Source organism: Rossellomorea vietnamensis NBRC 101237, from assembly GCF_001591825.1.
Lineage (GTDB): Bacteria > Bacillota > Bacilli > Bacillales > Bacillaceae_B > Rossellomorea > Rossellomorea vietnamensis.
In genome coordinates this window covers 35,557-59,657 of the sequence record NZ_BCVQ01000016.1, presented here as the reverse complement: position 1 = coordinate 59,657, position 24,101 = coordinate 35,557, and the positions used below count along the sequence as shown (strand labels likewise).

Sequence of the window (24,101 nt, the reverse complement as noted above, 5' to 3'; positions counted from 1 at the left end):
CCATCACCTCAGCGAATCCATCCATTTTCTTTGAAATCCTTAAAGAATACTGTGTTCAATGGGGTCAGACAGTTTGTCCGGTTATAGCCGAATCCCCACTTCTTGCACAATGACTCAATCATTGTGTTGTGTTCCACTAAACGCTTCTGATATTGATCCACTACATTGCGGTTCAATGTTACATTCACTTCCTGATGCTTTTCACTATCAATCAATTTCACATCACCCTCATAAGATGGCGAAAGCTCGTCCTCGTGCAACAGTTGAATGAAATAGGTCATTTCCTTTTTTATAGACAGTCTTCTAAGGGCATCCTCAATCCTAGAAATAGGTTCCATACCGTCCGAGATGATAAAGGAAATCGAGCGATTGTTTCTGACGCCTTTTATCATTTCCCCATAAAACGAGGTGACTCCGGGACTTTCAGGTGAAAGCTGTCCAATATCAAAGAGAATGCTTTTTGCGTCCCGGGGCCCTTTCTTCATGAAAGTCTTTCGGGCCCCTACACAATGCAGGGTGAGTCGGTCGTCATTTGACAGGGCGAGGAAGGAAAGTGCTCCTGCCAATTCTTTTGCTCTCTTCCATTTTCTATCTTCTGATACCATGGAGTTGGTGCAATCAAGATAAATGTGAATCTTACATTCCCTCTCATCCAAATACCTCTTAATATAGACTTTTTCAGTCCTTGCATACACATTCCAATCGATTTGCCTGACATCGTCACCAAGTTTGTAGAGTTGATAATCGGAAAATTCAAGGGAACTGCCCTGGTAGGTTGCCAGGCGGGAGCCTTTATGGTGACCCATCTTCAAGCTGGCACCGTTGATCCTGTGCCTTTTGAGCTGAGCTAAAAACTGGCTGTGAAAGTTCATAGATGATCACCCTTTTGAACAAAATCAATTAATTCCCGTATAAGGTCATCGGTATGCACATTCGTGGCTTCACCTTCGAAATTGAGGATGATCCGGTGTCTCAGAACGAGAGGGGCCACCTGTTTGATGTCCCCTGTTGACACATGGTATCTGCCATGTGTCAACGCTCGGGCCTTTGCCATTAATATGACGTTCTGCAGCCCTCTGGGTCCACTCCCATACTCGACATATTGTTTGATTCCTCCGGTTGTTTTCTCGCAGGCCGGATGCGTGGCGTCAATGAGGTCGATGGCGAAATCAATCATTTCATCTGTTACGACAATTTCTTTCACAAGGGCCTGAATCGTCAGGAGCTCCCGTTGGCTTAGCTTTTTCTCAAGAAAGACTTTCTCGGTTCCCGTTGTTCTCTTGATGATTTGTTTCAATTCTTGTTTGGAAGGATAGGAAACGAGTACTTTACTCATAAAACGGTCGACCTGTGCTTCGGGTAGAGGGTACGTCCCTTCAAGGTCGATGGGATTCTGAGTTGCCAGGACAAAAAAGGGCTTCTCTAACGTCATCGTTTCCCCGACCACGGTCACCGTATGCTCGGCCATGGCCTCGAGTAAGGCACTTTGGGTTTTGGGCGTTGAACGATTAATCTCATCGGCCAATACCAGGTGATGGAACAATGGACCTTCATGAAAGGTAAAAGGATGGTCATCATCACGGGCTTGTTTCATGACCATGGTGCCTGTTATATCCGTAGGCATCAGGTCGGGGGTGAATTGTATGCGGGAGAAACTGAGATCCATCACATCGGAAAGAGACCTTACGAGCATGGTTTTCCCTACCCCCGGCAGTCCTTCAAGGAGAGTATGTCCTCCCGCCAGGATGGTCCAAAGCACCGCTTCTACAATATCCCCTTGTCCTACAATGAATCTCTGAACCTCTGCTTTTACTTCCTCTATCTTCTTTGATGCTTCCTTGAACTGTTGCTCCTTTTCTTCTATGTTCATCCTTTTCACTCTCCTGGATCAATCTCACTAAAATACGATTCGATGATATGCTCTAGATCTTTAGGGATGGTGGCTCGATCTGTTCCGCTCCGATACGAGGAATAGTACTGTTGATACACTTCTTCATATGGCCTCAGAGACCCTTTTTGAACCGGCCCATTTGCCTGGAACTGATCTCCCTTCTTCCCATCACCCAACTTTCCCGCATCAAGTTCTATACGACTTTCCCCGCCTGTTTTTTCAGGAACGGAGAGCCATTCCCTATCCCCTTGTCCAAAGCCTGCCCCGGTCCCGTTTCCTTTGCCGCTGCTGCCTTTCCCGGTGCCTGAACCCGTTCCTGCTCCTTGGCCATTTTGTCCGGAAGAGCTTGTAGCCCCGCTCCCTTTAGTAGAAGAAGCATTCTGTTTATTTGCTTCAGAACGGCTGTTGGATTGTGTGGATGAAGCCGCCTCTCCCTTCTGTTTGGAAGGCGTTTTTTGAGTTGCCTGTCCTTGATCAGTTGTCCTGCTCTTCCCGATTGCTTTACCTAAAAGGTCGGCTTCCCTCTGCATCTCTTCCTGAAGGTTGGCTATTTCATTTAGTTGGTTGGACCCCTCCGATTCCTTCAATACATTCGCCAATTCTTCTAAGGAGGCAATCCCCTGCTTTTCCATCACCTCAAGCAACTGCCTTTTCTGTTCCTCTGATAGTTGATTAACCTTTTGCTGAAGTTTATCACTGTCAGTCTCTTGTATGGCTTCTTTTATATCGGGGAAATCCAATCCATTCAACTCTTTCTTCACTTCCTGCAGTTTAGCCTTCTGTTTTTCCATCGTTTTCTTTTGAAGGGACAGTTCTTTGACTTTTTTGTTTATTTCTTCATAACGTTCTGTCGCTGCCTTCTTTTCTTTAAGCTGTTCGTTTTCTTTTAACAGCCTTTCTTTGATAGAGGCATTCTCTTTCTTATTTGCCTGTTTGGTTATTCTGCTGTTTGATTGGGCAATGATCTCCTTTTCCTTCTCTAATCGTTTCGCTTCTTGAAAAGTGGCATCCCGTTGAGTGAAAATCAGCAGGGATAAGAAAACAAGGAGGATGGTAGAAATCATCAACCTTGGCTGGATGATTCTTCTGCGGTACATGTTCATATCTGGAGGGGTTTCTCTCATTTTGACCAGTGCGTCCCGGATGATCAGCGGGGATAATACATGACCATTGCGAAGACTGCTATAAGCCGCTGTGACCCGATCATCCTCAACGAATCGATCATAAAACAGGGCACTTTCCTTCAAGGTTACCCTTCTGGGAAAAGATATCACCACTCCGGATACGACAATGAAAAGGATCCCGATCCAAAGCATTTTATCCCAATAGGGGATGATGATGACTGACGCCAAAGTGATCAAGCACAGGACAAATGCCCCTGCGAAAACAAGCAGGAGCTGGAAGACATACCAAATTTGCCTGATCAAGATCTTTTTTCTTAATTGGTTCAGTAATTTAAGAAAATTCGCGTCCATATTCTCACCCTTTATTTGTACTCTTCACCTTCATGCTCGGTCTCAGCTTCATAATACTTAATGACAGGGAAATCACGGCAAGTATTGAATAGATGATCATGAATGAGATCCAGAGCGGAAACGTGATCCCGCTGCGTGAATAAATTTCATCAATCGCCATCGGTTCAAAATGCCCCATGATGACAATGGCAGGATTGAACATGGCGATGAGATACGGAACCGGAGTGGTCTGATTCTGATAAGGACCGTTACCGATAGCCATGGAAAGCATGAAGAGAAACAACGTCCCCCCGACCAGAAATAGAACCGTCGCATAGGTCGTTACCATGGACACAATCGTTTTCCTTATGACCGTTGAATAAAACACGCCGATCGAACCAAATGTAAAGACGAGAAACAAACTGTATCCAAACACAGTGAGTAAATCGGAAGGAGATACGCCTCCGAATAAGAAAACAAAGCTGTATAAGGGCAAGCTTGATATCACAAGTAATAACAAGTAAGAAACGGATGAAACGAGCTTGCTCAGGATGATGCTCATGGAGCTTTGTTCTGTCGTCAGCAGCATGCTTAACGTCTGTTTCTCTCTTTCACCGCTGATCACGCCTCCCGTTAAACCCGGGGTGATGAATAATACGAGAGCAAGTTGCAAGAATGAGAGAATCATAAACATCACCCTGCTCTCTTCCGGGCGAAAATAGCCCGTATTGGAAAATCTGGTTTGCATATAAATGAAGCCGATCACCACGATCCCTACGGCAATCAGGTAGCATAACATTCCGATGAACGCTTTAAATGAACGGAAGCGAAGCTTGAATTCTTTATTCAACATGGGATTGATGAGTAATTGTTTCATGAAAGGGTCACTCCTTTCGTGATTTCCATAAAGACATCCTCGAGGTTCGTCTCTGTTTCTTTGAAACTCAAGATGGGAATGTCATTCAGAATGGCTTTTTTGAGTAATTCTGTTTGTCCGGTCTCATCCCCTTTATAGAGAAATTGAAGAGTTCTGTCCTCTTCATTCACTTCGATCTTCGACACAAAAGGATCATCTTCAAAAAATGCCACGGCACTTTCTACTAATCCCCTCACCTTCACCACGATCAACTTATCTGCCTGAAGTTGAAATTGGATATCCGCAACAGAACCGTGGGCCACAAGCCTTCCATTATCGATGACCCCGATTTCATCACACATTTCTGCGAGCTCAGGAAGGATATGGGACGAGATCAAGATCGTTTTACCCATTTTCTTCAATTCCTTCAATATTTCCCTCATCTCGATTCTTGCCCTCGGATCCAGTCCCGATGCCGGTTCATCGAGTATGAGAACCTCCGGATCATGAATGAGGCACCTGGCTAAACACAGACGCTGCTTCATTCCCCTTGACAGCAGGTCCACATAGGAATCTTTCTTATGGGTAAGATTCACCAATTCCAACAGCTGAGGGATGAGCTTTTTTCTCTGGTCAGCCGGGATCTTATAGCTTGCACCATAGAAATCAAGATACTCTTCCGCTTTCAATTGATCATACACACCGAAGAAGTCGGGCATATAACCAATTTGTCTCCGGACCAATTTAGGCTCTTTACTAATATTGAATCCATTCACAGTGGCCGTTCCGCTCGTAGGAGCCAAAAGGGTGGCCAGTATGGAAAATGTCGTGGACTTGCCTGCCCCGTTCTGACCGACAAACCCAAATACGGTCCCTTTATCAATGGATAGATTCAGGTCGTCCAGGGCCAGAAATGACCCATATCGTTTGGATAAGTTGTGGATTTCGATCATGGTTGTACCTCCCCTTTCAATACAATGGCAGGAAGACGAACGAAAGGATCCCCTTGAGAACGCTTTTCAAACTCAAAAACGATTTCTCCATTGCCATTCAGATAGTTGTTCACATTCTCATTCACTTCTAAAGCTCCTGCAGATGTCTCTTCAAGAGGGAACTTTTCACCGGTATAGGGCTCTACAAGTGAGAACTTTAGGACCCCTCCCGAATGAAGAGTCATATTTAAAGAATGAAGAGCGACCTTTGATAAATCGATTTGTTTAGGAAGTTGAATGGTCATTTCATACGTTCCATCTTCAAGCCCCATTTCATCTGCACCACTATGGGAATAATGCTCGATGATTTGCCCATCTACAGGTTTGACATCAGGGTCAAGCTGCTCACTCCGAAGGGTAAAGGCTCCCTTATAAGTGCCTAGAGAAGGAAAATGCTGATAAAGCAACGAGAAATTTTCCGATTTTGATACTTTATTCTTAATGCTCATATCGAAAACCTCAGCTTCCGTATATCCAAAAATGACGGGAGAATTTGTTTCATTATCGGAAGAAATCATTTGTGATGCGAAGTTTTCCAAGCGTTCCTTCTTTTGCTGCTTCATGCTTTGTTGATTCGGGAACGGTGCCGACATATTGGGATTACCAATCGGCGATGATAGATAGTCGGTGGAAAGCTTCTTATCGACACTAAGTGTTTTCCCTGCCTTCACTTCACCCACCCGGTAAATCCGGGATCCGGACCAAATATATACATCGGTGAAATCGTAAGGGAAATCATTTTGAATCGTACCCGAAATCGTCTTATCCTTCATATTTAATTCAGGGATGAATTTCCCCAGGTCCTCTTTTTCGCCGGTGCCCAAAACGGTTCTCGTCGACCAGTACTCGACATCCCTGAACGTGATCGTTCTTTGATCTTTGTTCAGTTCTTCAACGGCGAATTTATACTGATTGCCTCCACCCGGATTATTTCTCATCCTTGCCGGTGTAAGCTCCAGATGATTTCTGTCTGAAACAAAGTCATAGTCCCCCCCTGTGTTGGAAAGGGCGGTGAAGGCAGAAATCCCATGGGCACTCCTATCATCCTCCACCTTCAAGATGTTCATCTGATTCAAATGAGGCTTTGAGATTCTGTCTTTGGCTCCTGTTATAAATATTCCCGACGAGACAAGGATCGATATGGCAGGGATGATCCACCATGCCTGTTCACGTTTATCCATTTTTCTTAATAAGAAATAAAGTATCGGCACAATGATGACCAAGTATATTAACAGGATGATGACTAATGTGCTTACTTTAAAATTTGTCGAGGGGAAGAGTTCGTTACTATCTGCCACCTCATAATAAATTCTCTCAAGAAAACTTTGGTCACCATTGTTCTGGCCCAATAAGAAATAGGGTTCTGTTTTAGAAAGCATGTTTGCAAACCACTCATCATAGTCTTCCCATTCGTTCAAAGCAGGATCACCCAATGAAAAAGTCGTTTGCCACACTTCCCCAAGACCTCTTGCGCTCTTTGCAACTATTGGGATACCCCCTTGTTCGGCCACTACTTCCGCTTCTTGCTTCACTTTACCTTCAAAGACGGATAATGAGCTGAATGAAGCCTTGATGTTCTTCTTTACATTAAAGGATGACGTATCGGAAAGTGTCGCTTCTTCCTGTTGTGAAAGAGGAGCCATGTCGGCTACTGACCCAAGTGTATCTTCCAGATGAGGGGCAGCACCGATAAATAGGACCCCTCCATTTTCAACCCAGCTCTTCAGAACCCCCTGTTGTTCCTGACTGAGTCCCGTTACGTTGAATTGGTCTAAGACGATATAATCAAACATCTGAAGACCGCCCTGTTCCTCAGGAAATGTATCCTTTGATAGTGTCAACGCCTCTACCCTGTTACCTCCCATGGTCGAGCCCTTGATCCCTTTCAATCGATCAGGATTCTCACTTAATAATCCAATGGTTGTATTATTGGTATAAATGAAATTAGGTGTTAAGCGTTTATCCCCTTTGAATGTCACTTCTTTCCCATTTTCCCATGACCCCTCGAACAAATGGATGGTTTGAAGATTTGAATTATGTCTGATTTCATCATTGAAACCTGGAATGGAAAATGTGTATGTACGTTCGGAGTTGGCAGGAACATCAATGGATAATGCCCTCGCTCCCCCTGTCTGATAGGATGGCGCATAATCAAACAAAAGGTCTCCTTTAAAATCTGAACCTGTATTTTCTACGGTGACTTTAAGAGGAAATCCCCGGCCTTCCTTTACTTTTCCATCGATTCCTTCTTCCACTGAAATTTTTATTTGTCCTTTTGCCAATGTTGTGTCCTCTATGAACAGGAACATCAGTATGCCTAAACACACAACGAATAATACTTTCCCCCACCTATTCACATGCATTCCCCTTTCTCTTTCTCTTTCTCTCTAAAACATAGACGAAATGTAACAGGAAAAAGTTTCTTTTTTTATTTTTTCCTTAATTACCCACTTTCCCAAGTGTAATTTTACACTATTTTCACCTATTCGCAAGACTGTTTTTGAAATGAATGAAAAGTATTTTCGTTTGTGCCGGTCAAAAACAAAAAAATCACGGAACGTATCCTGGATACGTCCCGTGATTAAGAGAGATTATTTTAATGAACCGATATAATCCGTTAGAAGAGTGATGGCAAAGTCAATGGCATCTTCGTTCGGGTTTAATTTAGAATGATGGAGGCCGTATGGGGAGTCGACACCAAGCCAGAACATAAAGCCGGGTATTTCCTCAAGCATATAACCGAAGTCTTCCCCAGTCATCGCTTCTTTGCAGATGACAAGGTCCCGGTTGGTTTCACGCAGGAAAGACATAAAGTGATTTGTCCACTTGGGATCATTAAAGACCTGCCGGTACATGCTGCCATAACTCACTTCGATTTCACAGTCATAACTGATTCTCATTCCTTCGATCAATGCTTCCAGCCGCTCTTTTACACTATGCATCGATTGTAGTGAGAGGGTACGGATGGTCCCTTCCAATCGTGCCGTTTCTGCAATGATATTCTGGACCGTACCACTTTCCATTTTTCCGACTGTGATGACCGCACTGTCTAAAGGATCAACGTTCCTTGAGACGATTGACTGCATTTGGGTGACAAAGGAGGAAGCCGTGACAATCATATCCTTTGTATGATGGGGGTAGGCAGCATGTCCACCCTTCCCTTTAAAGTCTATGAATAGTTCAGACGTATTGGCAAACAGCAGCCCCTCTTTAACGGCAACCGTCCCCACTTCATATTCAGGGGCAATGTGCAGGGCAAATATACAATCCGGCTTCCATTCCTTCATGATTTCACTTTGGAGCATCGGCTCTGCGCCACCAGGCCCTTCCTCTGCCGGCTGGAAAATGAAGAGAAGGTCATCTTCGATTGGGTGGTGAACAAAATAGGTGAGGACCCCCAACTCGATCGTCATGTGAAAATCATGTCCACAGGCATGCATCTTCCCTTCATGTGAAGAAGGGAATTCAAGCTCCGTTTCCTCCTGGATCGGCAGTCCGTCAATATCCCCACGGTACCCGATCATCCTCGTTGGCCTTGTACCGTGAACCTTAACAAAAAGGCCCGTTTTCCAAGTCTTGATCTCTAATCGGTTTGCAGGGAGTGTGCTCATATAATTCAGTAAGTATGCTTGCGTTTTAAACTCTTGAAACCCAAGTTCAGGAATTTGATGAAGATCTCTCCTGATTGCCTTAAAGTCTACTGTCGACATGGGTATCCTCCTTTAAGGGAAAACTAAAATGATGGATTGTGAAAACTGGAATCTACAAGAAAAGAACAGACGATGGATGATCGTCCGTTCTTTCTTCTATCTTCTATGATCGAATGGATTACAGTTGACGTAATTCTTGTTTGATTTCTGTCTTTGATTTTGTTTTGTCATCGATATCTTTCAACTTCTTCGCAGGGGTCCCGGCAACAACCGTGTATGGGGCAACATCGTCCACGACAATCGCTCCGGCTGCCACAACAGCCCCTTTACCGACCGTTACACCTTCGAGGACCACGGCATTGGCACCAATGACGACATCGTCTTCAATAACCACAGGCTTAGCAGATGGCGGTTCAATGACTCCTGCAAGCACAGCACCTGCTCCGATATGACAATTCTTACCTACCGTTGCACGTCCACCGAGTACAACATTCATATCAATCATGGTTCCTGCTCCTACTACAGAACCAATATTGATCATGGCCCCCATCATGATGACAGCATTGTCACCGATTTCGACCTGGTCGCGAATAACGGCACCCGGTTCGATACGGGCTTTTACGCCTTTAAGGTCAAGAAGAGGAATCGCAGAATTTCGGCGATCATTTTCCACTACATAGTCTTCAATTTTATCTTTATTCTCTTCAAGAATAGTAGAAAGTTCACTCCACTCTCCGAAAACAACCCCTGATGTCCCTTGAAGGAACGTTTGGGCGGAACCGAAGTTGATCCCATCCAGATCACCTTTCACATAAACCTTTACTGGAGTCGATTTAGTACTACTTTGAATAAAAGAAATAATTTCGTTTGCATCCATCATGTTCATGAAAATTCCCTCCGTAATTATGTATAAATTCAGAATTCGTTTCTTGAATTACTTTATCAGATTAAAGGGTGGAAGACAACCCATATCGTTGAATCCTATGAGTTTTCATGTATGAATCCGTTTACAACTTCTAGAAATGCTTCCACCTGTCGTAATTGGAAGGCAGACTCGTAACCAAGTAACCAGGTGTCACGGTGGATGAGTGAATCGTGCTCATCAATGAGGGGTATCTTATAAATATTTTCTTCCATGCCGTCCAACGTGATGGCTGGCAGTATGGCGTAGCCGATCCCGTTTAGAGTCATCTGCTTACATGTTTCAATTTGGTCCACCACGATCGTCCGCTTCGGAGTGGTCTGGAATTGACGATGCCACCAATCTTGAATTTCCTGATAATAATTCGAATCACTTTTAAACTGGATAAATGGCCGATCCGTTTTCATGACTTCATCGATGGACTGGATCTCTCTATCGACCAAGTACAGTGTATCCTGAAATAAATGGTGTTTCGGCCCTTTCCAGTCCGGAGTGCCCCGGATGATCCCGATATGCACTTCATCTTCATAAATGGCTTTAAGAATTTCACTGCTCCATCCGGTCATCAAAGAAATCTTGGCATGTGGATAGGTCTCCACAAAACGCTTAAGAACCTTCGGAAGCCAGTTTTGACCTACAATCGAGGCACAGGCGATCTTCAACGTTCCGTGCACTTCAGACTCAAGGGCCTGAATACGTTCCCTCACACTCTCTTCCTTCTGCAGCATCTCATCTGCAAGATTCACGACAAGTTCTCCGGCTGGTGTCAGTGAAAGGCCTTTTTGGGATCGGATAAATAATTTCGTCCCCCATTCCTTCTCAATCGTCTGCAGTCTCTGGGACAATGCAGGCTGAGATACAAATAACCTTTCAGCAGCTTTCCTCATATTCATTTCCTGGGCAAGTACATGGAGCAGCTGATATTCCGAAAATGCCATTGTGTTCACCTACATAAGTTTTTCTTATATTATATCTTAACTTTTATAAAATTTCATTATTAGCTGAAGTCGAATACACTGAGAGTAGATAGAAAAGAGGTGTGGTACGAATGGAAGTGATATTGTTTTTCACTGGTTTGATTGTGGCTCTTATCGGTACGCTTGCCGGAAGCGGCGGTCTGATCGGTATGCCCGTCATGCTCCTTTTGGGGTTACCGATTCATACCGCGATTGCAACGGCTAAGTTCTCGAATATCATCAGTTCATTTTCGAGTTTCATTTACCTGGTGCGGGACCGGAAAATCACATGGAAGGAATCTTTGCCCATCCTTCCCATAGCACTCGCCGGCGGGCTGTCGGGGGCCTTTCTGTCGGATAAAATATCCCCTTCCCTCCTTGAATGGATGGCTTTCTTCTTCCTTCTCTTTGCCCTGGCATTAAGCCTGCTGAAGGGATTCCAGCCAAAGGAAAGGACAAAGAAACAGTACAGGGTCTACGGGCTTCTGTATGTTATCAGTACGTACGACGGATTGTTCGGACCAGGGCAGGCAACGATGCTTATGTTCACACATTTATTTCATGGACTGTCTTATATAAAATCAGTGGCCCTTACCCGTTTTCAAACCTTTGTCAGTTGTTTAGGGGCATTCACAGTCTATTTTCAAAATGGACACGTCGAATGGGGTGCAGCCGTTCCGTTTGCCTTTGGGGCCCTCATAGGTGCTCAGTTGGCTGTAAGACTGGCAGCAAGGCTTTCTATGAAACATCTCAAGATACTATTAAACATTTTGACATTCATTCTGATCGTGCAGCTCGGCAAGAATCTGTTCTTTTAAGAAGGTCCATGGAACGGCTAAAAAAAGTGAAGCGATCCGAAACTGTTTTATCTTACTTAATGAAAGAATAAAGAGGATGACAAGTGTGCCATCCTCTACCATTTTTCCTGTATGTAACTGCCTTAAGGGGTTTAATCCCTTTTAAACAGCTGTCGTTGAAGTTGCTTTAATACAACTCTTCTTGTCATGATTCCTTCAAAATAGCCATCGTCGGACACCACGCATAAGAATGGGTGGTCGACTAATAATTCCAAAGCCTTCTTGAAATCTGCTTGTAAAGAGATGATCGGAAAATCTGTCGTCATGACTTCCTCTACCTTTTTCTCTTCAAGTTTTTCAAACTCAAAACGTTCGAGACCTAGAATTGAATCGGTAATTAAACTGGAACTGATCAACCCCTGAAAACGGAATGTTGGATCAAGGACAGGGATGGCTGAGTAACCGCTCTTTGTGAGTAATAGTAACGCATGTTCCAGGGAATTACCCACTTGAACGTGAGCCACCTTCTCAGAAGGAATAATGAAGTCCTTAATATTCGTTTCTAATAACTCCTTGCTACTCAATGAAATCATGTATAACCCCTCATTCAATCAATAAGAATTTGCTTGACGCTTACAGACAAAAGAAACTGACACCTCCCATTTTAACATACTGGAAGAAAAATGTATGTTAAAACGATCGGTTTAAAGACTAAAAAAGATAACCGTATGGTTACCTTTTGCTTGTTTTAATCTTGTTGGGCTTCCTGTAGAAGTTCGAAAATTTCAATGGCTGTAATGTCTATGTTATCAAAAGGAAAGCTGTTTCCTTTTTCATTCATGACTTCAATTTCGAATGTATCCTGCTTGGGAAGATACTTCACCTCACAGATTTTCTTACCATTGTATTCAAAAAATCGTTGTTGAGTTTCCCCTTGTTCACCTTGTTCTTGTAATGATTTTAATCTTTGTATAATTCCAAGAAGCTGAGACATAATCACTCTCTCCTTTCCTGTTCTAATTCTTGGTCATAGCTTTTGCATTGTACCAGATTCTATCCTGTGAAATCTAATGTTTTGTCCTTTTTCTGCATAAATTCCTTTATAATGAAAGGTGACTACTATCTTCTCTCACTGAAAGGATTGATTCGATGAGTATTTACCGTATAGATTCCCGAATATCATTAGTTGACCTAATGGATTTATCCTTAAAGGAACGCACAGGCAGTTATATCATACACGAAGGGGCGCTGACCATAATCGAAACATCCGCCAGTCCTTCAATCCCTCATCTAAAAAAAGGTCTCTCTAAGTTAAACATTAATCTTGAAGATATTCAATACATAATTTTAACCCATATCCATCTTGATCATGCTGGAGGAGCAGGTCTTTTTCTAAAAGAGTGTCCAAACGCGAGGATTGTCGTCCACCCGAAAGGAAGGCGTCATCTCATTGATCCCACCCGTTTAATTTCGGGAGCAAGAGCGGTTTATGGTGAAAAATTCGATGAACTATTCGACCCGATTGCACCGATTCCCGAAGAGAGGATCCTGGTGATTGATCATGGGGAAAAGCTCCATCTCAGTGATACGTGTACACTTACGTTCTATCATACCCCGGGACATGCAGAACATCATCTCAGTATCTTTGATTCCGCTTCAAAGGGGATGTTCACCGGCGACACATGTGGAATTCAATACACCATAGGATCGAAGCGGTTTTATTTCCCTTCCACCTCTCCCAATCAATTTGATCCCGAAAAAATGAAGACCTCCATTCGCCTGTATAGAAGCCTTCATCTCGATCGGTTGTATTTTGGCCATTACGGGGTAAGCGAAGAAGTATCCTTTGCCCTTTCAGAAGTAGAAAAGTGGTTGGATCTTTTTCTAAAAAAGAGTGAGGAACAGTATTCTTCCCATGTTACAATGGAGGAGAATGTAAGAACCATCACCTCAGCACTGATTGACCTGACAGGAAGGGAATTGGTGCAAAAAGGGATCGATCCAAAGAACCCTATTTTCTCATTGTTGGAGTTGGATATGAACGTTTCTGCAATGGGAATCGTAGATTATTTCATAAAACAAAAAGGAGACCGTTCATCATGAAGGAAGTCATACTATATTCACAACCCGAATGCCCACCCTGCGAAGTGGTCAAGATGTTCTTGAAAGAACATCAGGTGAACTATAAAGAAATCAACATAAAAAATGACGAGCAAGCAAGAAACTATCTTATCAATCAATTGAAGTCTTATTCCACTCCCACCGTCACCATCGATTCGGAAGTTATTTCAGGTTTCAACCTGGAAGCCCTGTCTGCTGCCTTAAACAAATAATCCCCTCTCCTAAAAAGGTGGCCCGGAGATGCTTTCATCCTCAAAGCATCTCCGGGCCACCTTAACCTATTCGTGTGTTGGTTGAACGGATCCCGGTAATTCATACGTAATCGAGGAAACCTTCCAAGTTCCTTCTTCTTCACTCAAAACCACGGCTTCGATGCCGTTAGTACTGGATACCGGCCCCTCCTCATCTTCTGTTCTTTCTTCCCAGACATACCATTTCCCATCTATGTATTGTGCCCTTGTGCTATCATCATAATGGAAATATGGTACGTAGTGCGAGGCGAAATCAGAGCCGAATGTGATGTACCCACCGTCTACCTCATATACGTTTTCACTCATAAAACCTGCTGTAAGACTATGTGTAAGATACTGTGAGAGTTTCTCCTCGATTTGATTCTTCGATTGTGGTTTTTCACTCAAGGATACTTGAGTTTGGAAAGCTTCCTTTACAAGGGATAAGGCATTGTCCTTCGTGAACCCGGATGCCTGTATTTGCCCCGCTTGTCCACAGGCGGCTGTTACAAGAACTAAAATGAAAAATAATAGCGATAATTTTTTCTTCCCCATGTATATTCACTCCTTTTCTATAGATAAAATGATTGTAGCAATGGAAAAATGTCGATGGGATACCATTTTGTCGTTAAATCCCAACAATGACTGACATATTTTTTGGTTTGATTGTAAAATTCCCCCTGTCAGTGGCACTCAAACACGATTTTTGGTGGAACATTTAACCAAAAAAGGATGCCGCATGATGTTCATGCAGCATCCTTCAATGATTATGATAAATAACGTATCGACCAATATATGATGAATAATGTAATCAGAATGGTCCCAATCAGGATGGATAAAAACACGGGATTACGGATGAACGGGTGCTCCTTAACGACGTCGGGAATGTCCGTATCAAAATCACCCTTCAACCGCTTTTCCTGCCCCGCTAGTTTAAAGGTATACACAAGTGAATAACCAGCAAGCGCCAAAACAATCAACGCAAGCACAATCATAAATATACTCAAAATAGCCCCTCCTTACAAAATGTCCTTTAGAATAATTTGTCCCAACAAGAGGTGGCTATTCAAGAAATGCATGTTAAAAAAGCAAACCGTCTTCTTCGAATAAAAATTCATACGAGAGATCCATGAAGAGATACAGTCCATTTCCGAACGGGTAGGAATACGTACGGATGGATTCTCCAGAATCAATGTCACTGTAAATATCAGATAGCAAACCTTTTTTATCGATTCTCATCCGGATGATATTTTCCAGGAAGTACGGGCGCCAGCTCCAATTTTTCCCTTTGTACCTTGGTTCAATCGTCCAAACTTGATCGGATTTCACGACGTTACTCGTAACTTGAAACCCATTCTCATCGCAAATGTAAACCCGAAAACATTTATCCGTAAAATGCCTCGCCACTTCAAAAAGCAATTCATCAAATTCCACCGTTTGTTTCTTTAGAGTCATCAGTTTTTGACTGATCTCTTTATGAAGGACATCAGCGAATTCATAGCCTGCTTCCAGATGCTTCTTTTCATATCGGATATAGTCCTGGCATTTTTCTTTCAGCTTTTCTTTTAACAGGTCCGGTTCGAAAAAGGAGTCGGAAGGATGCTTCAGATAAAAGCCCTGGTAATACCTGCCCCCATTCAGCCAGGCAAACTGGAGCTGGTAGTTGATTTCGATATTTTCGAACAAAAGGGATGCCCCTATTTTTCTGGCAAGCATCGATAAGCTATATAAAATATCTTTATACACTTTATTCCCGGCATCATTACGAAGTTGATATAAATCCACTTTCAGTATATCCGGCGAATACTGTGATAGCCGGTCCAATTGACCACTGTTACCACCGATATTATCGATGGCAATCTTTATTCCATATGTTTTGTAATAAAGGAGAAGATGGACCAATTGATCAAAATCCCCTACAAACGTTTTTTCTGACAATTCGATTACTGTCCGGCTTAAGTCCAACCCCTTCTTTTCATATTCCAGGAGAAGCTCAAGGAAGGACTCACCATGATCCAGCATTAGTAACCTGGCATTCCGGTTCAAGAATATGTAACCCTCTTGTTTTTCTGCTAAAAATTTTTCCAGTGCAAGACGTGTGACACGTTCATCCACTTCCATTTTATATTCATCAGGTATCTCATCGTCACCGAAGAATGGGCCAAGGCTTTCGACCCCATCATTCCCCATATTCATTCTTCCAAATACCTCGTACCCGATGATCTTATGTTCATCTGCACTGAAGATCGGTTGAAAGTACGGAATCACTTTTTCTATATTGGATAGTATCTCTAATGCGTCCATTCGCACTCCCCCGCCATCGTTCATGTTTTTTTGCATAATTATAACACAACTATTCAGATGAATTAAAAAAGAAAAACCCAAAAAGCTTTCCCTTTCCAGTCACCTGAACAGGAATGGGGAAAGCTTCTTTAGGTTTAGCGCTTTTTATGAAGGGGTTAGATCAAAATGGAAATGGGTTCAGCCATTGACCACCATCCATCGTGATGCATTCTCCATTAATATAGGCAGCTTTATTTGATGCGAGGAAAAAGGCAAGTCCTGCAATTTCTTCCGGTGTACCCAAGCGTTTTAATGGTACACTGTCGATGGTCCTTTGGGCAGCTTCTTCCGAGATCCACAGCTTCTCAGCTCCTCCGGTACGTTCGATCGGTCCCGGGGCAATCGCATTCGTGCGGATACCATACTTATGACCCCACTCAACGGCCAAGGTTCTTGTCAATGATAAAACCCCGGCTTTTGCCGCTGCCGAATGAGCGACACCTGCTCCGGCATTCCAAGCATATGTTGCCACCATATTGATGATGGATCCCTTTTGATCATGTTCGATCCAATAGTTCCCGACAGCATGTGAACATAAGAATGTTCCATTCAAAACGATGTCAATAACGGACTTCCACCCATTTGGAGTGAGCTTCTCTACAGGACATATGAAGTTTCCGGCTGCATTATTGATCAGAACATCGATTTTGCCGAATTTTTCTGCCGTAAACTCAACCATGGCCTTCACATGTTCCTGCTCCCTTACGTCCATTTGGAAGACTTCGATTTTTCCCTTGAGAGAAGAGAACTCCTCCTTCACCGATTGAAGCCTTTCCTCATTTCTCCCCGTAACAACGACACTTGCCCCTGTTTCTACGAAGTGCTTTGCCATATACTTCCCCATACCATTCGAACCGCCTGTTACGATGACAACTTGTTCTTCTCCCATATGTAACTCCCCCTAGTAATGAATGAATACTCACTCATATTTTACCATACAACCATACGATACAACCATGTTTACCTCAAAAAAAGACTGATTTTTAAGAAAATAGCATTTTCTTAAAAATCAGTCTGCCGTGTTAACCATCCGGATTATTCACGATGAGCTCGTGTAACTGGGCAAGCGCCTTAATAATGGTATTATTTCGCTTATATCCTTTTGCTTCAACTGAAACATCATTATATGAAACAACTACCTGACCTAAAGATCGAGGAGATTTAAAGCCGTATACATACACTCTGATCGTTCCTCTTTCGGTAGGGAGAAAGAGGACTTCCATACGTTTTGTCTTTTTCATAATCCCTCTCCTTCATAAAGCATTAGGAACCGTGATTCATTCGGAAATGTATCCTTCCCTTGTCCTTCTATGAACCTATTACTCTCCTCACTTTAAAATAAGTCATAGGAATTACTCTGTCAAACATTTGAGGTGATCCTCTGTGTCACATGCACAACCGAACGATGTATTTACATGAGGACGAATTGCTGCTGCTCAATTTCTTTCGGCCCTATCGGTTTACTAAAAAAGTAACCTTGAGCCTTCTGACAATTTGCCTTCTTCAAAAAGTCGACTTGACCCTCGCGCTCCACTCCCTCTGCGATGACTTCCAGGCCCAGACTGTGGGCAAGATGGATGATCGTAGTCGTAATGGCTGAGTCCTTATGATTCATCCCAATCTCCTTGACAAACGATTGGTCGATCTTTAATACGTCGATGGGAAATCGTTTTAAATAATGCAGGGAAGAGTAACCCGTACCAAAGTCGTCCACAGATATAAACACTCCAAGATCTTTCAGTTTCTTCAGCACTTTCAAGGTTTGCTGAGTATCTTGCATGGCTCCCTCCGTAATTTCAATTTCTATGCAGCTAGCGGGAATCATATACGTGGATAAATAGAAATCGATGGTTTCCACCAATTGCTCTTGCAGAAATTGCTTAGGGGAAATGTTGATGGCCACCCGCACCGACCTGTACGCCTTGTCCCTCCATTTTTGCAACTGGATACAAACCTGCTCCAACACCCATTCACCGATTTGATGAATTAGTCCTGTTTCTTCTGCAAGCGGAATGAATTGGGCAGGTGACACGAAGCCAAATTTACGATTATTCCAGCGAATCAAAGCTTCGAAGCTGTCGATGGCTCCAGTCGATAAATTGACTTGTGGCTGATAATGGACATACAACTCGCCTTTTTCTATCGCTTTTCTCAAATGGGATTCCATAATGATATAGTTTGGAAAACTCGATTTCATATGTGTTTGGTAAAACCGATAATGTGCCCTTCCCTTTTCTTTCACCTCAAAGAGAGCCTGGGCGGCTTTTTGAATGAGGGAATTGGAATCATAGCCGTCTGCAGGATAACAACTGATACCAATGGAAGGCGATATATAAAATTCCTGATTATCGATTGTAAAAGGGGCGATAAATAATGTCAGGATCTCTTCTGCTTTTGTCTTTGTCACTTCAAAGCTGCTGTTTTTCAAGAGGAAGATAAATTCATCTCCACCTTGCCTGTACAGTAGGCACTCCTCATTCGTGAGAGTGATCAGGCGCTCTGTGATCCTTTTCAGGACACGGTCGCCACCCTTTAAACCCAATGTGTCATTCACAAATTTAAACCGGTCCAAATCCAGGTATAGAAGGGAAAGTTCTCCCCCCCTTTCTTCCATATTCTGAATGATCATGGGGATATGATCATCCAGGGCCTTCCTGTTCCATATTCCCGTTAGTTGGTCATGAAGGGCCATATAATGGATCATTTCACTTTGTTCATGATGCTTGGTAATATCTTTCACGATGATATAACATCCGTCACACTTTTGATCTACCAGGATGGGGACCATTTTCAATTGAGTGATTCTTTCATCGCCTTTTTCATTTACAAGAAGACAATAATCAATGGAAGACGGAACCCCCGATAACGTTTGGAAAAGAGCATCACGCAATCCCGTACGATTCTGAGCCTTCATTAATTCAAAGATATTCATGTTGATGAGAGCCTCTTTTGAATAGCCTGAAAGTAAACACCCTGCTCTATTCAAATCCTTAATGACTCCTTGTGAGTCTAAAATAAAAATCGCATCCAGATTATGTTCTATGATGGATTTGTATCGTTCCTTGGCTTTCTTCAATTTCCTCTTTTCTTCAATTGAAGATGTAATATCCCGTGTAATGGACACGACATACTCTGCTTGTCCACATTCATTCATGATTGGTGTAAGAATGGACTCATTCACTACATGATTTCCATTTATGGCTTGAAATGTGTCCTGATAGGTCATGCACTCACCCGTCTCCACTAATTCCGTATATCTCTTCTGTAAGTCGAGTGCCATATCCAAAGGCATCACATCTTCCAACAAGCGCCCCATATCCTCCTGTTGGATGGATGTATACCTTTTAGCAGACTCATTGACATAGGCGTACCTGAAAATGTTACCTTCTTCTACCTTCATAATGAAGATCATATCGTGGATATGGTCTAAAATGAATTCCTTCAAGACGGTATCGAGGTTCTTCTTATCTTGACTGATGATGGTATCGTCTGTCCATTTCATGGATTCGTCATCCTTTTATGCTGATGTTTTTATCTGTATCATATATCCTGATTCCATTTTACTAGCTCAGCCATGGTTTTCCTACATTCTTGTAGGAATATTCCTACTAGTTGAGAAACGTATATCCCCCTCTTAAGCCCATTATATCCGGGACAGGCGCGCAGGTTGATCATGAACCATAGAATAATTAGAGAGAGGAGGTTTTCTTTAATTATGTACCAATATGCATATTACCCACATCGAAGCTATCCGCCTTACAGAGGGGGCGATCAGCGTTTCTTCCCATTCTTTGGATTACCATTCTTAGCAGGAGGTTTAGCAGGATTGGCCATCAGTCCTTTGCTTTTCAACAGACCATGCTATGGTCCTGCGTGCTATCCGCCTTATCCGCCTTACGGAGGGTATCCTTATCCCGGCGGCTACCCACAACCCTATGGTGTCAACAGTTTTCAAGCTTCACCGAATAACTTTACTGAGAATATTAATATATATCCCGGACGATAATCGTAAGGCTCGCCTAACCTTCCATTGTTTAGGTAGAGCCTTTATTGTACTGCCTCACCGCATTCCCCATCGCAGCTCCTCTGACCTTTACCAATAAACTCCCCTCGGTACCCTTTCCAATCATAGGGAAAGGGGGTATAATAGAGAGGAATACACTAGAAAGGAGCCAATAACTTGAGAAACACTAGTAAATCCACCCCTTCTTCCACATCTGTCATTACCCTCTCTCAAGCTATTTTCACTGTGAATCGCCATGCGAAAACAGCAGGTAACCCAAAATACTTATACTCATTAAAAAAACGAGCGTTAATGAAAATGATCAGGGAAGGTAAGGCCAAAAAAGTGGGACTTCACTTCTCTAAAAATCCAAAGAACAGTCAGCAACAATCTGATGTCTTGATCGATTGCGGAGAATATACGTTCCATCTCCCTCCTTCCAAGGAAGATTTCAAAGAGCTTCCACATTTGGGATCACTCGATCAAAGCCTGCGTAACCCGAAATGCAAAATGGGATTACAACAGGCAAAAGGAATTCTGGAACAGTATACAGGAATGTCAGATCATACCGATCAGATACGGAAACCGGGAAAAAATCAATATCAAAAACCTGTATTCAAAAAATTGGGCGACAGCTTCTTTTAATACCCACTGATTTTAGTACAGTAACGCATGTATCCTCTAAAGGGTTTTGACACTTGTCAGAACCCTTTTTAGTTGGATTACAGAATGTACTGATCGATCTTTAAAATGAGCTCAGCGATTTCCGGTTTGCTGATCTGGTCTTCCGCCCCTACCATCTCGCCTTTATGCTTTAAATCATTTGTAATAAGAGATGAGAATATTATAACCGGGAGGGTATTGAGCTTTGGATGATTTTTGATTCTTTTTGTTAAATGATGCCCATCCATCTGTGGCATTTCAATGTCCGTCAGTACAAGATGTACGCTTTCTTTCACGTCCTGATTTCCATCCACAATGGATTCTAAGTATTGAAAGGCATCGGCTCCATTTTCAAAGAACTCTACATCCTCATACCCTGCTTCTCTCAGTGTGTCATTCAACAGCTTCCGAAGTAATGGGGAATCCTCAGCTGCCACAATTCTCTTGTTCCTTCTCTCTCTTGGACCTAATTTTTTCACTTGATCAACGCGGATTCCTGTTTCAGGATTTATCTCGAGCATGATGCTCTCAAAATCCAAAAGAAGAATCATACTTTCTTCCCGCTTGATCACCCCGATTATCCCCGAATGGACTCCAGAATACATTTCTGAAGGTTTTTCGATTTGATTCCAGGAAATGCGATGGATTTGAGTGACGTTATGGACATGAAAGATGACCTTCTGCTGATTAAATTCAGCTACAATGTATTTTGATTTCGTGGTTTCCTCTTCTTCCGCCCCAAGCACCCTCGCCATGTCTACCACCGGCAGTACTTCCCCTCTTAATTGAACAAGTCCCTTTACATGCGGGTGTGCGTGGGGAACCGGTGTCACCGCAGTCGGCTGGATGATTTCCTTCACTTTAATGACATTAATTCCAAATTTATTGTTTTGAACCTCGAATTCAACGATTTCAAGTTCATTTGTACCGCTTTCGAGAAGTATTCCGTTTGATTGATTCAATGGTTTTCGTCCTTCCATACATAATTGCCTTCCCTACTTATATCGAACAAACCAGGAACTTCTTTACATGCGAGCAGGAAAAATAACTGATTAGTAATGGATTCCTAATCCATACTAAGGAGAGGAGGTGTTGTTATGACGGATCGTGATGGCAGGGGCCTGCCTGATTTTGATGATATTACTGATCATATTCTGCCTGCACAGAATAATTTTCCTTTGATTGCTCTCGGGAAGAATGCAGATGGCAAGGATGAACCGGATGAACTTTCGTATATTGAAGGGCAAAAGCGACGGAATCAGGCAGATGAAGACCCCCGTGCTTAAGTGGATCACCCCAATAGAAAAAGCGATTGAATGGGAGTCCATCAATCGCTTTTCTTCCTACACCCCTCGCTTGTTCCCCCATACCAATGTATGGAGCTGCGGGAGCACACGAACATGATTTAAATCTTTTCTTTCACACACTTTGTCTATGAGCGTTTCATAATCCAACAGCAAATCCGACACCAGCTTGGCTGTGTCACCTTCTGCAACGGCAGGATTGCCCGTTTGGATATAAAATGGTACACCGGGATAACGGTGATGGATACGTGTGGCATATTCTAAATCCAGATCATCGAATACCACGACTTTTAAACTGAACTGTGAACGATTCTCACTTAATCGATCAACGATTTCATCAAGTCTCTCAAAGTCCGTCTCCATGCCGGAACTTGGCGGCTTCGGGGATATGGTCAAATCACTGATATCATAAAACCAATCCTGCCAACGGCTTCCCTGTGTTTCAAGGGCAGATTCAATACCATTTTCCTTTAAGATATCAATAAGTTCCTTTAAACTTGCCAACAGGGCAGGATTCCCACCTGAAATCGTTACATGGGAAAATCTATCCCCACCCGCTTCCAGCAATCGATTCCAAATATCTTCTGCCGTCATGAGCATGATATCCTCTTTGGCGGATCCGTCCCACGTAAAGGCTGAGTCACACCAGGCACAGCTGTAATCACATCCTGCCGTCCTGACGAACATCGTTTTTTGGCCGATGACCATCCCTTCCCCTTGAATGGTTGGTCCGAATACTTCCAGTACGGGAATTTTCTTCATGAGCGTTTCCTCTTTGGTCTGTATATACAGTAGCTGGTAGGGGTTTCCCTTAAGAACACTTGAAGACACTGTGGTCGGTGGGGAAGCGTGTCTAAATGATCCTGGATGATTTCCCACATGACTTTCGCCACTACTTCCGTCGTTGGGAATTCCGTCCCTCTTTCTGGAGAAAACCGTTCATCCTCATTGATCAACGTATGATCAAATCGTTTATGAATGAGTTTTTTTATATGTTGGAAGTTAATGAGGAATCCTGAATCATCTAGTTGATCTCCACCAATCGTAATGTTGGCAAAGTACGTATGACCATGAACCTCCTGGCAGCTTCCTGCCTCCACATGGGGAATATAATGTGCAGCAGCAAAATGCATATCTTTATTTAATTCATATTCATAGGGGTGATCGGGAACAGGGTATATCTGTTGAATCATGATCCCTTTCCTCCTTTATTGCCACTCGTATATTCATCCAATCCCCTTTGTCTCAGTTCACAAGCAGGGCATTCCCCGCACCCGCTCCCTTTCAAACCGTTATAACATGTGAGGGTATTTTCCTGAATATATTGAAATGCTCCCAAGTCGTCGGCCATCTCCCACGTTTGGGCTTTATTGATCCACATAAGGGGGGTATGGATGACAAACTGTTCATCCATAGAAAGATTGAGGGATACATTCAAAGATTTCACAAAGATATCCCTGCAGTCCGGATACCCGCTGAAATCCGTTTCACATACACCCGTCACAATATGTTTAGCTCCGATTTGCTTGGCTAAAATGCCCGCAAATGACAGGAATAATAAATTTCGCCCAGGAACAAATGTGGAAGGCAATTCCCCCTCAAGATGGGTAATTTCTTCATCCGTTCTTGTAAGGGCACTCGGGGCCAGTTGATTTAACAAACTCATATCTAAAATATGGTGTGGTACATTCAGATCTTCAGCAATTTCTTTCGCACAGTCAAGCTCTGCAACATGTCTCTGACCATAATTGAACGTCACTGCTTCTACTTCATTAAATGCTTTCTTTGCCCAAAACAAACACGTTGTACTATCTTGACCTCCGCTGAATACGACTAACGCTTTCTCTGTGTTCATAAAAGGTTCTCCTTTCTCTTCTACAGGCTTCTGCCATGAAAAGAAGAAAGAGATTCTGTCAGAC

General features: G+C 43.0%; 26 protein-coding genes and 1 pseudogene. 6 read left to right on the top strand and 21 right to left on the bottom strand.

The features are described 5' to 3' along the window. Positions 1–8: 8 nt before the first annotated feature. The 9 genes from BVI01S_RS10715 to ccpC all read right to left on the bottom strand — a co-directional run bounded on the left by BVI01S_RS10715 (position 9) and on the right by ccpC (position 10,703). Positions 9–872: a DUF58 domain-containing protein gene (locus BVI01S_RS10715; RefSeq protein WP_051758158.1), complete on the bottom strand. Its 864-nt coding sequence runs from the start codon at positions 870–872 to the stop codon at positions 9–11. Next, positions 869–1,870: an AAA family ATPase gene (locus BVI01S_RS10710; protein WP_034756082.1), complete on the bottom strand. Its 1,002-nt coding sequence runs from the start codon at positions 1,868–1,870 to the stop codon at positions 869–871. The genes BVI01S_RS10715 and BVI01S_RS10710 overlap by 4 nt, the downstream gene beginning before the upstream one ends. 5 nt (positions 1,871–1,875) lie before the next feature. After that, a complete protein-coding gene (locus BVI01S_RS10705) occupies positions 1,876–3,366 on the bottom strand; it encodes a DUF8809 domain-containing protein (protein ID WP_034756085.1) in 1,491 nt (496 codons plus the stop codon). A 4-nt stretch (positions 3,367–3,370) separates the two neighbouring features. Next, entirely contained in the window at positions 3,371–4,222 is an 852-nt protein-coding gene (locus BVI01S_RS10700; RefSeq protein WP_061810128.1) for an ABC transporter permease, read from the bottom strand. After that, positions 4,219–5,154 (bottom strand): ABC transporter ATP-binding protein, encoded by a 936-nt coding sequence (locus BVI01S_RS10695; protein WP_034756090.1) that lies wholly within the window; start codon positions 5,152–5,154, stop codon positions 4,219–4,221. Before BVI01S_RS10695 ends, BVI01S_RS10700 begins: the two co-directional genes overlap by 4 nt. After that, on the bottom strand, positions 5,151–7,550 hold the full coding sequence (locus BVI01S_RS10690) for a DUF8725 domain-containing protein (protein WP_156477324.1): 2,400 nt from the start codon (positions 7,548–7,550) through the stop codon (positions 5,151–5,153). The genes BVI01S_RS10695 and BVI01S_RS10690 overlap by 4 nt, the downstream gene beginning before the upstream one ends. 234 nt (positions 7,551–7,784) lie before the next feature. Next, positions 7,785–8,903, bottom strand: a complete 1,119-nt coding sequence (locus BVI01S_RS10685; protein ID WP_034756096.1) for an N-acetyldiaminopimelate deacetylase — start codon at positions 8,901–8,903, stop codon at positions 7,785–7,787. A 118-nt stretch (positions 8,904–9,021) separates the two neighbouring features. After that, entirely contained in the window at positions 9,022–9,729 is a 708-nt protein-coding gene (gene dapD, locus BVI01S_RS10680; RefSeq protein WP_061810126.1) for a 2,3,4,5-tetrahydropyridine-2,6-dicarboxylate N-acetyltransferase, read from the bottom strand. A gap of 95 nt (positions 9,730–9,824) precedes the next feature. After that, positions 9,825–10,703 carry a transcriptional regulator CcpC gene (gene ccpC / locus BVI01S_RS10675; protein WP_034756101.1) on the bottom strand — a complete coding sequence of 293 codons (879 nt, stop codon included), beginning with the start codon at positions 10,701–10,703 and terminating at the stop codon, positions 9,825–9,827. Between the two features lie 110 nt (positions 10,704–10,813). Between ccpC and BVI01S_RS10670 the strand changes: the two genes are divergently transcribed. Next, positions 10,814–11,539 carry a sulfite exporter TauE/SafE family protein gene (locus BVI01S_RS10670; protein ID WP_034756104.1) on the top strand — a complete coding sequence of 242 codons (726 nt, stop codon included), beginning with the start codon at positions 10,814–10,816 and terminating at the stop codon, positions 11,537–11,539. A gap of 131 nt (positions 11,540–11,670) precedes the next feature. Here BVI01S_RS10670 and cbpB read toward each other — a convergent pair whose 3' ends face one another. Continuing rightward, positions 11,671–12,111, bottom strand: a complete 441-nt coding sequence (gene cbpB / locus BVI01S_RS10665; RefSeq protein WP_034756107.1) for a cyclic-di-AMP-binding protein CbpB — start codon at positions 12,109–12,111, stop codon at positions 11,671–11,673. A 155-nt stretch (positions 12,112–12,266) separates the two neighbouring features. Continuing rightward, the gene (locus BVI01S_RS10660; RefSeq protein WP_034756109.1) at positions 12,267–12,512 is read right to left on the bottom strand and encodes a YkuJ family protein; all 246 of its coding nucleotides are present in this window, start codon (positions 12,510–12,512) and stop codon (positions 12,267–12,269) included. 155 nt (positions 12,513–12,667) lie between these two features. Here BVI01S_RS10660 and BVI01S_RS10655 point away from each other — a divergent pair, with 155 nt between their 5' ends. Both BVI01S_RS10655 and BVI01S_RS10650 read left to right on the top strand, forming a co-directional pair. Continuing rightward, entirely contained in the window at positions 12,668–13,621 is a 954-nt protein-coding gene (locus BVI01S_RS10655) for an MBL fold metallo-hydrolase (protein ID WP_034756112.1), read from the top strand. Further along, entirely contained in the window at positions 13,618–13,851 is a 234-nt protein-coding gene (locus tag BVI01S_RS10650) for a glutaredoxin family protein (RefSeq protein ID WP_034756114.1), read from the top strand. Before BVI01S_RS10655 ends, BVI01S_RS10650 begins: the two co-directional genes overlap by 4 nt. Positions 13,852–13,917: 66 nt before the next feature. Here BVI01S_RS10650 and BVI01S_RS10645 read toward each other — a convergent pair whose 3' ends face one another. The 6 genes from BVI01S_RS10645 to BVI01S_RS10620 all read right to left on the bottom strand — a co-directional run bounded on the left by BVI01S_RS10645 (position 13,918) and on the right by BVI01S_RS10620 (position 19,714). Next, positions 13,918–14,424 (bottom strand): DUF3993 domain-containing protein, encoded by a 507-nt coding sequence (locus BVI01S_RS10645; protein WP_051758159.1) that lies wholly within the window; start codon positions 14,422–14,424, stop codon positions 13,918–13,920. A gap of 212 nt (positions 14,425–14,636) precedes the next feature. After that, complete coding sequence (locus BVI01S_RS10640; protein ID WP_224941420.1) at positions 14,637–14,876, bottom strand: hypothetical protein; 240 nt, start codon at positions 14,874–14,876, stop codon at positions 14,637–14,639. A 73-nt stretch (positions 14,877–14,949) separates the two neighbouring features. Next, entirely contained in the window at positions 14,950–16,173 is a 1,224-nt protein-coding gene (locus tag BVI01S_RS10635; protein WP_061810125.1) for an EAL domain-containing protein, read from the bottom strand. Positions 16,174–16,333: 160 nt separating this feature from the next. Further along, on the bottom strand, positions 16,334–17,101 hold the full coding sequence (gene fadH, locus BVI01S_RS10630) for a 2,4-dienoyl-CoA reductase (protein WP_034756119.1): 768 nt from the start codon (positions 17,099–17,101) through the stop codon (positions 16,334–16,336). Positions 17,102–17,234: 133 nt separating this feature from the next. Further along, on the bottom strand, positions 17,235–17,453 hold the full coding sequence (locus BVI01S_RS10625) for a hypothetical protein (RefSeq protein WP_034756121.1): 219 nt from the start codon (positions 17,451–17,453) through the stop codon (positions 17,235–17,237). Between the two features lie 170 nt (positions 17,454–17,623). Next, positions 17,624–19,714 (bottom strand): sensor domain-containing protein, encoded by a 2,091-nt coding sequence (locus tag BVI01S_RS10620; protein WP_082804711.1) that lies wholly within the window; start codon positions 19,712–19,714, stop codon positions 17,624–17,626. A gap of 213 nt (positions 19,715–19,927) precedes the next feature. On the opposite strand from BVI01S_RS10620, the pseudogene BVI01S_RS23315 reads away from it, so the two are divergent. Both BVI01S_RS23315 and BVI01S_RS10615 read left to right on the top strand, forming a co-directional pair. Continuing rightward, a pseudogene (locus BVI01S_RS23315) lies at positions 19,928–20,149 on the top strand (hypothetical protein); the annotation flags it as partial. A 243-nt stretch (positions 20,150–20,392) separates the two neighbouring features. Further along, positions 20,393–20,860 (top strand): YkyB family protein, encoded by a 468-nt coding sequence (locus BVI01S_RS10615; protein WP_034756123.1) that lies wholly within the window; start codon positions 20,393–20,395, stop codon positions 20,858–20,860. A 77-nt stretch (positions 20,861–20,937) separates the two neighbouring features. Here BVI01S_RS10615 and BVI01S_RS10610 read toward each other — a convergent pair whose 3' ends face one another. Then, positions 20,938–21,858, bottom strand: coding sequence for a chemotaxis protein (locus tag BVI01S_RS10610; protein WP_061810124.1), 921 nt, complete (start codon positions 21,856–21,858; stop codon positions 20,938–20,940). Positions 21,859–21,975: 117 nt separating this feature from the next. On the opposite strand from BVI01S_RS10610, the gene BVI01S_RS10605 reads away from it, so the two are divergent. Further along, positions 21,976–22,164, top strand: coding sequence for a hypothetical protein (locus tag BVI01S_RS10605; protein WP_034756127.1), 189 nt, complete (start codon positions 21,976–21,978; stop codon positions 22,162–22,164). Positions 22,165–22,221: 57 nt separating this feature from the next. Here the strand turns inward: BVI01S_RS10605 and queE are convergent, their stop codons facing one another. From queE to queC, 3 genes are read right to left on the bottom strand one after another with little or no spacing between them, the layout of a single operon-like run. After that, positions 22,222–22,944, bottom strand: a complete 723-nt coding sequence (gene queE, locus BVI01S_RS10600) for a 7-carboxy-7-deazaguanine synthase QueE (RefSeq protein ID WP_034756129.1) — start codon at positions 22,942–22,944, stop codon at positions 22,222–22,224. After that, complete coding sequence (gene queD / locus BVI01S_RS10595) at positions 22,941–23,375, bottom strand: 6-carboxytetrahydropterin synthase QueD (protein ID WP_061810123.1); 435 nt, start codon at positions 23,373–23,375, stop codon at positions 22,941–22,943. Before queD ends, queE begins: the two co-directional genes overlap by 4 nt. Continuing rightward, the gene (queC, locus tag BVI01S_RS10590) at positions 23,372–24,037 is read right to left on the bottom strand and encodes a 7-cyano-7-deazaguanine synthase QueC (protein WP_061810122.1); all 666 of its coding nucleotides are present in this window, start codon (positions 24,035–24,037) and stop codon (positions 23,372–23,374) included. The genes queD and queC overlap by 4 nt, the downstream gene beginning before the upstream one ends. Between the last annotated feature and the right edge of the window lie 64 nt (positions 24,038–24,101).

Coding starts and splice junctions, on each gene's coding strand:
- BVI01S_RS10715 (WP_051758158.1), bottom strand. CDS start 872: ATGAACTTTCACAGCCAGTTTTTAGCTCAGCTCAAAAGGCACAGGATC.
- BVI01S_RS10710 (WP_034756082.1), bottom strand. CDS start 1,870: ATGAACATAGAAGAAAAGGAGCAACAGTTCAAGGAAGCATCAAAGAAG.
- BVI01S_RS10705 (WP_034756085.1), bottom strand. CDS start 3,366: ATGGACGCGAATTTTCTTAAATTACTGAACCAATTAAGAAAAAAGATC.
- BVI01S_RS10700 (WP_061810128.1), bottom strand. CDS start 4,222: ATGAAACAATTACTCATCAATCCCATGTTGAATAAAGAATTCAAGCTT.
- BVI01S_RS10695 (WP_034756090.1), bottom strand. CDS start 5,154: ATGATCGAAATCCACAACTTATCCAAACGATATGGGTCATTTCTGGCC.
- BVI01S_RS10685 (WP_034756096.1), bottom strand. CDS start 8,903: ATGTCGACAGTAGACTTTAAGGCAATCAGGAGAGATCTTCATCAAATT.
- dapD (WP_061810126.1), bottom strand. CDS start 9,729: ATGAACATGATGGATGCAAACGAAATTATTTCTTTTATTCAAAGTAGT.
- ccpC (WP_034756101.1), bottom strand. CDS start 10,703: ATGGCATTTTCGGAATATCAGCTGCTCCATGTACTTGCCCAGGAAATG.
- BVI01S_RS10670 (WP_034756104.1), top strand. CDS start 10,814: ATGGAAGTGATATTGTTTTTCACTGGTTTGATTGTGGCTCTTATCGGT.
- cbpB (WP_034756107.1), bottom strand. CDS start 12,111: ATGATTTCATTGAGTAGCAAGGAGTTATTAGAAACGAATATTAAGGAC.
- BVI01S_RS10660 (WP_034756109.1), bottom strand. CDS start 12,512: ATGTCTCAGCTTCTTGGAATTATACAAAGATTAAAATCATTACAAGAA.
- BVI01S_RS10655 (WP_034756112.1), top strand. CDS start 12,668: ATGAGTATTTACCGTATAGATTCCCGAATATCATTAGTTGACCTAATG.
- BVI01S_RS10650 (WP_034756114.1), top strand. CDS start 13,618: ATGAAGGAAGTCATACTATATTCACAACCCGAATGCCCACCCTGCGAA.
- BVI01S_RS10645 (WP_051758159.1), bottom strand. CDS start 14,424: ATGGGGAAGAAAAAATTATCGCTATTATTTTTCATTTTAGTTCTTGTA.
- BVI01S_RS10635 (WP_061810125.1), bottom strand. CDS start 16,173: ATGGACGCATTAGAGATACTATCCAATATAGAAAAAGTGATTCCGTAC.
- fadH (WP_034756119.1), bottom strand. CDS start 17,101: ATGGGAGAAGAACAAGTTGTCATCGTAACAGGCGGTTCGAATGGTATG.
- BVI01S_RS10625 (WP_034756121.1), bottom strand. CDS start 17,453: ATGAAAAAGACAAAACGTATGGAAGTCCTCTTTCTCCCTACCGAAAGA.
- BVI01S_RS10620 (WP_082804711.1), bottom strand. CDS start 19,714: ATGAAATGGACAGACGATACCATCATCAGTCAAGATAAGAAGAACCTC.
- BVI01S_RS10610 (WP_061810124.1), bottom strand. CDS start 21,858: ATGGAAGGACGAAAACCATTGAATCAATCAAACGGAATACTTCTCGAA.
- BVI01S_RS10605 (WP_034756127.1), top strand. CDS start 21,976: ATGACGGATCGTGATGGCAGGGGCCTGCCTGATTTTGATGATATTACT.
- queE (WP_034756129.1), bottom strand. CDS start 22,944: ATGAAGAAAATTCCCGTACTGGAAGTATTCGGACCAACCATTCAAGGG.
- queD (WP_061810123.1), bottom strand. CDS start 23,375: ATGATTCAACAGATATACCCTGTTCCCGATCACCCCTATGAATATGAA.
- queC (WP_061810122.1), bottom strand. CDS start 24,037: ATGAACACAGAGAAAGCGTTAGTCGTATTCAGCGGAGGTCAAGATAGT.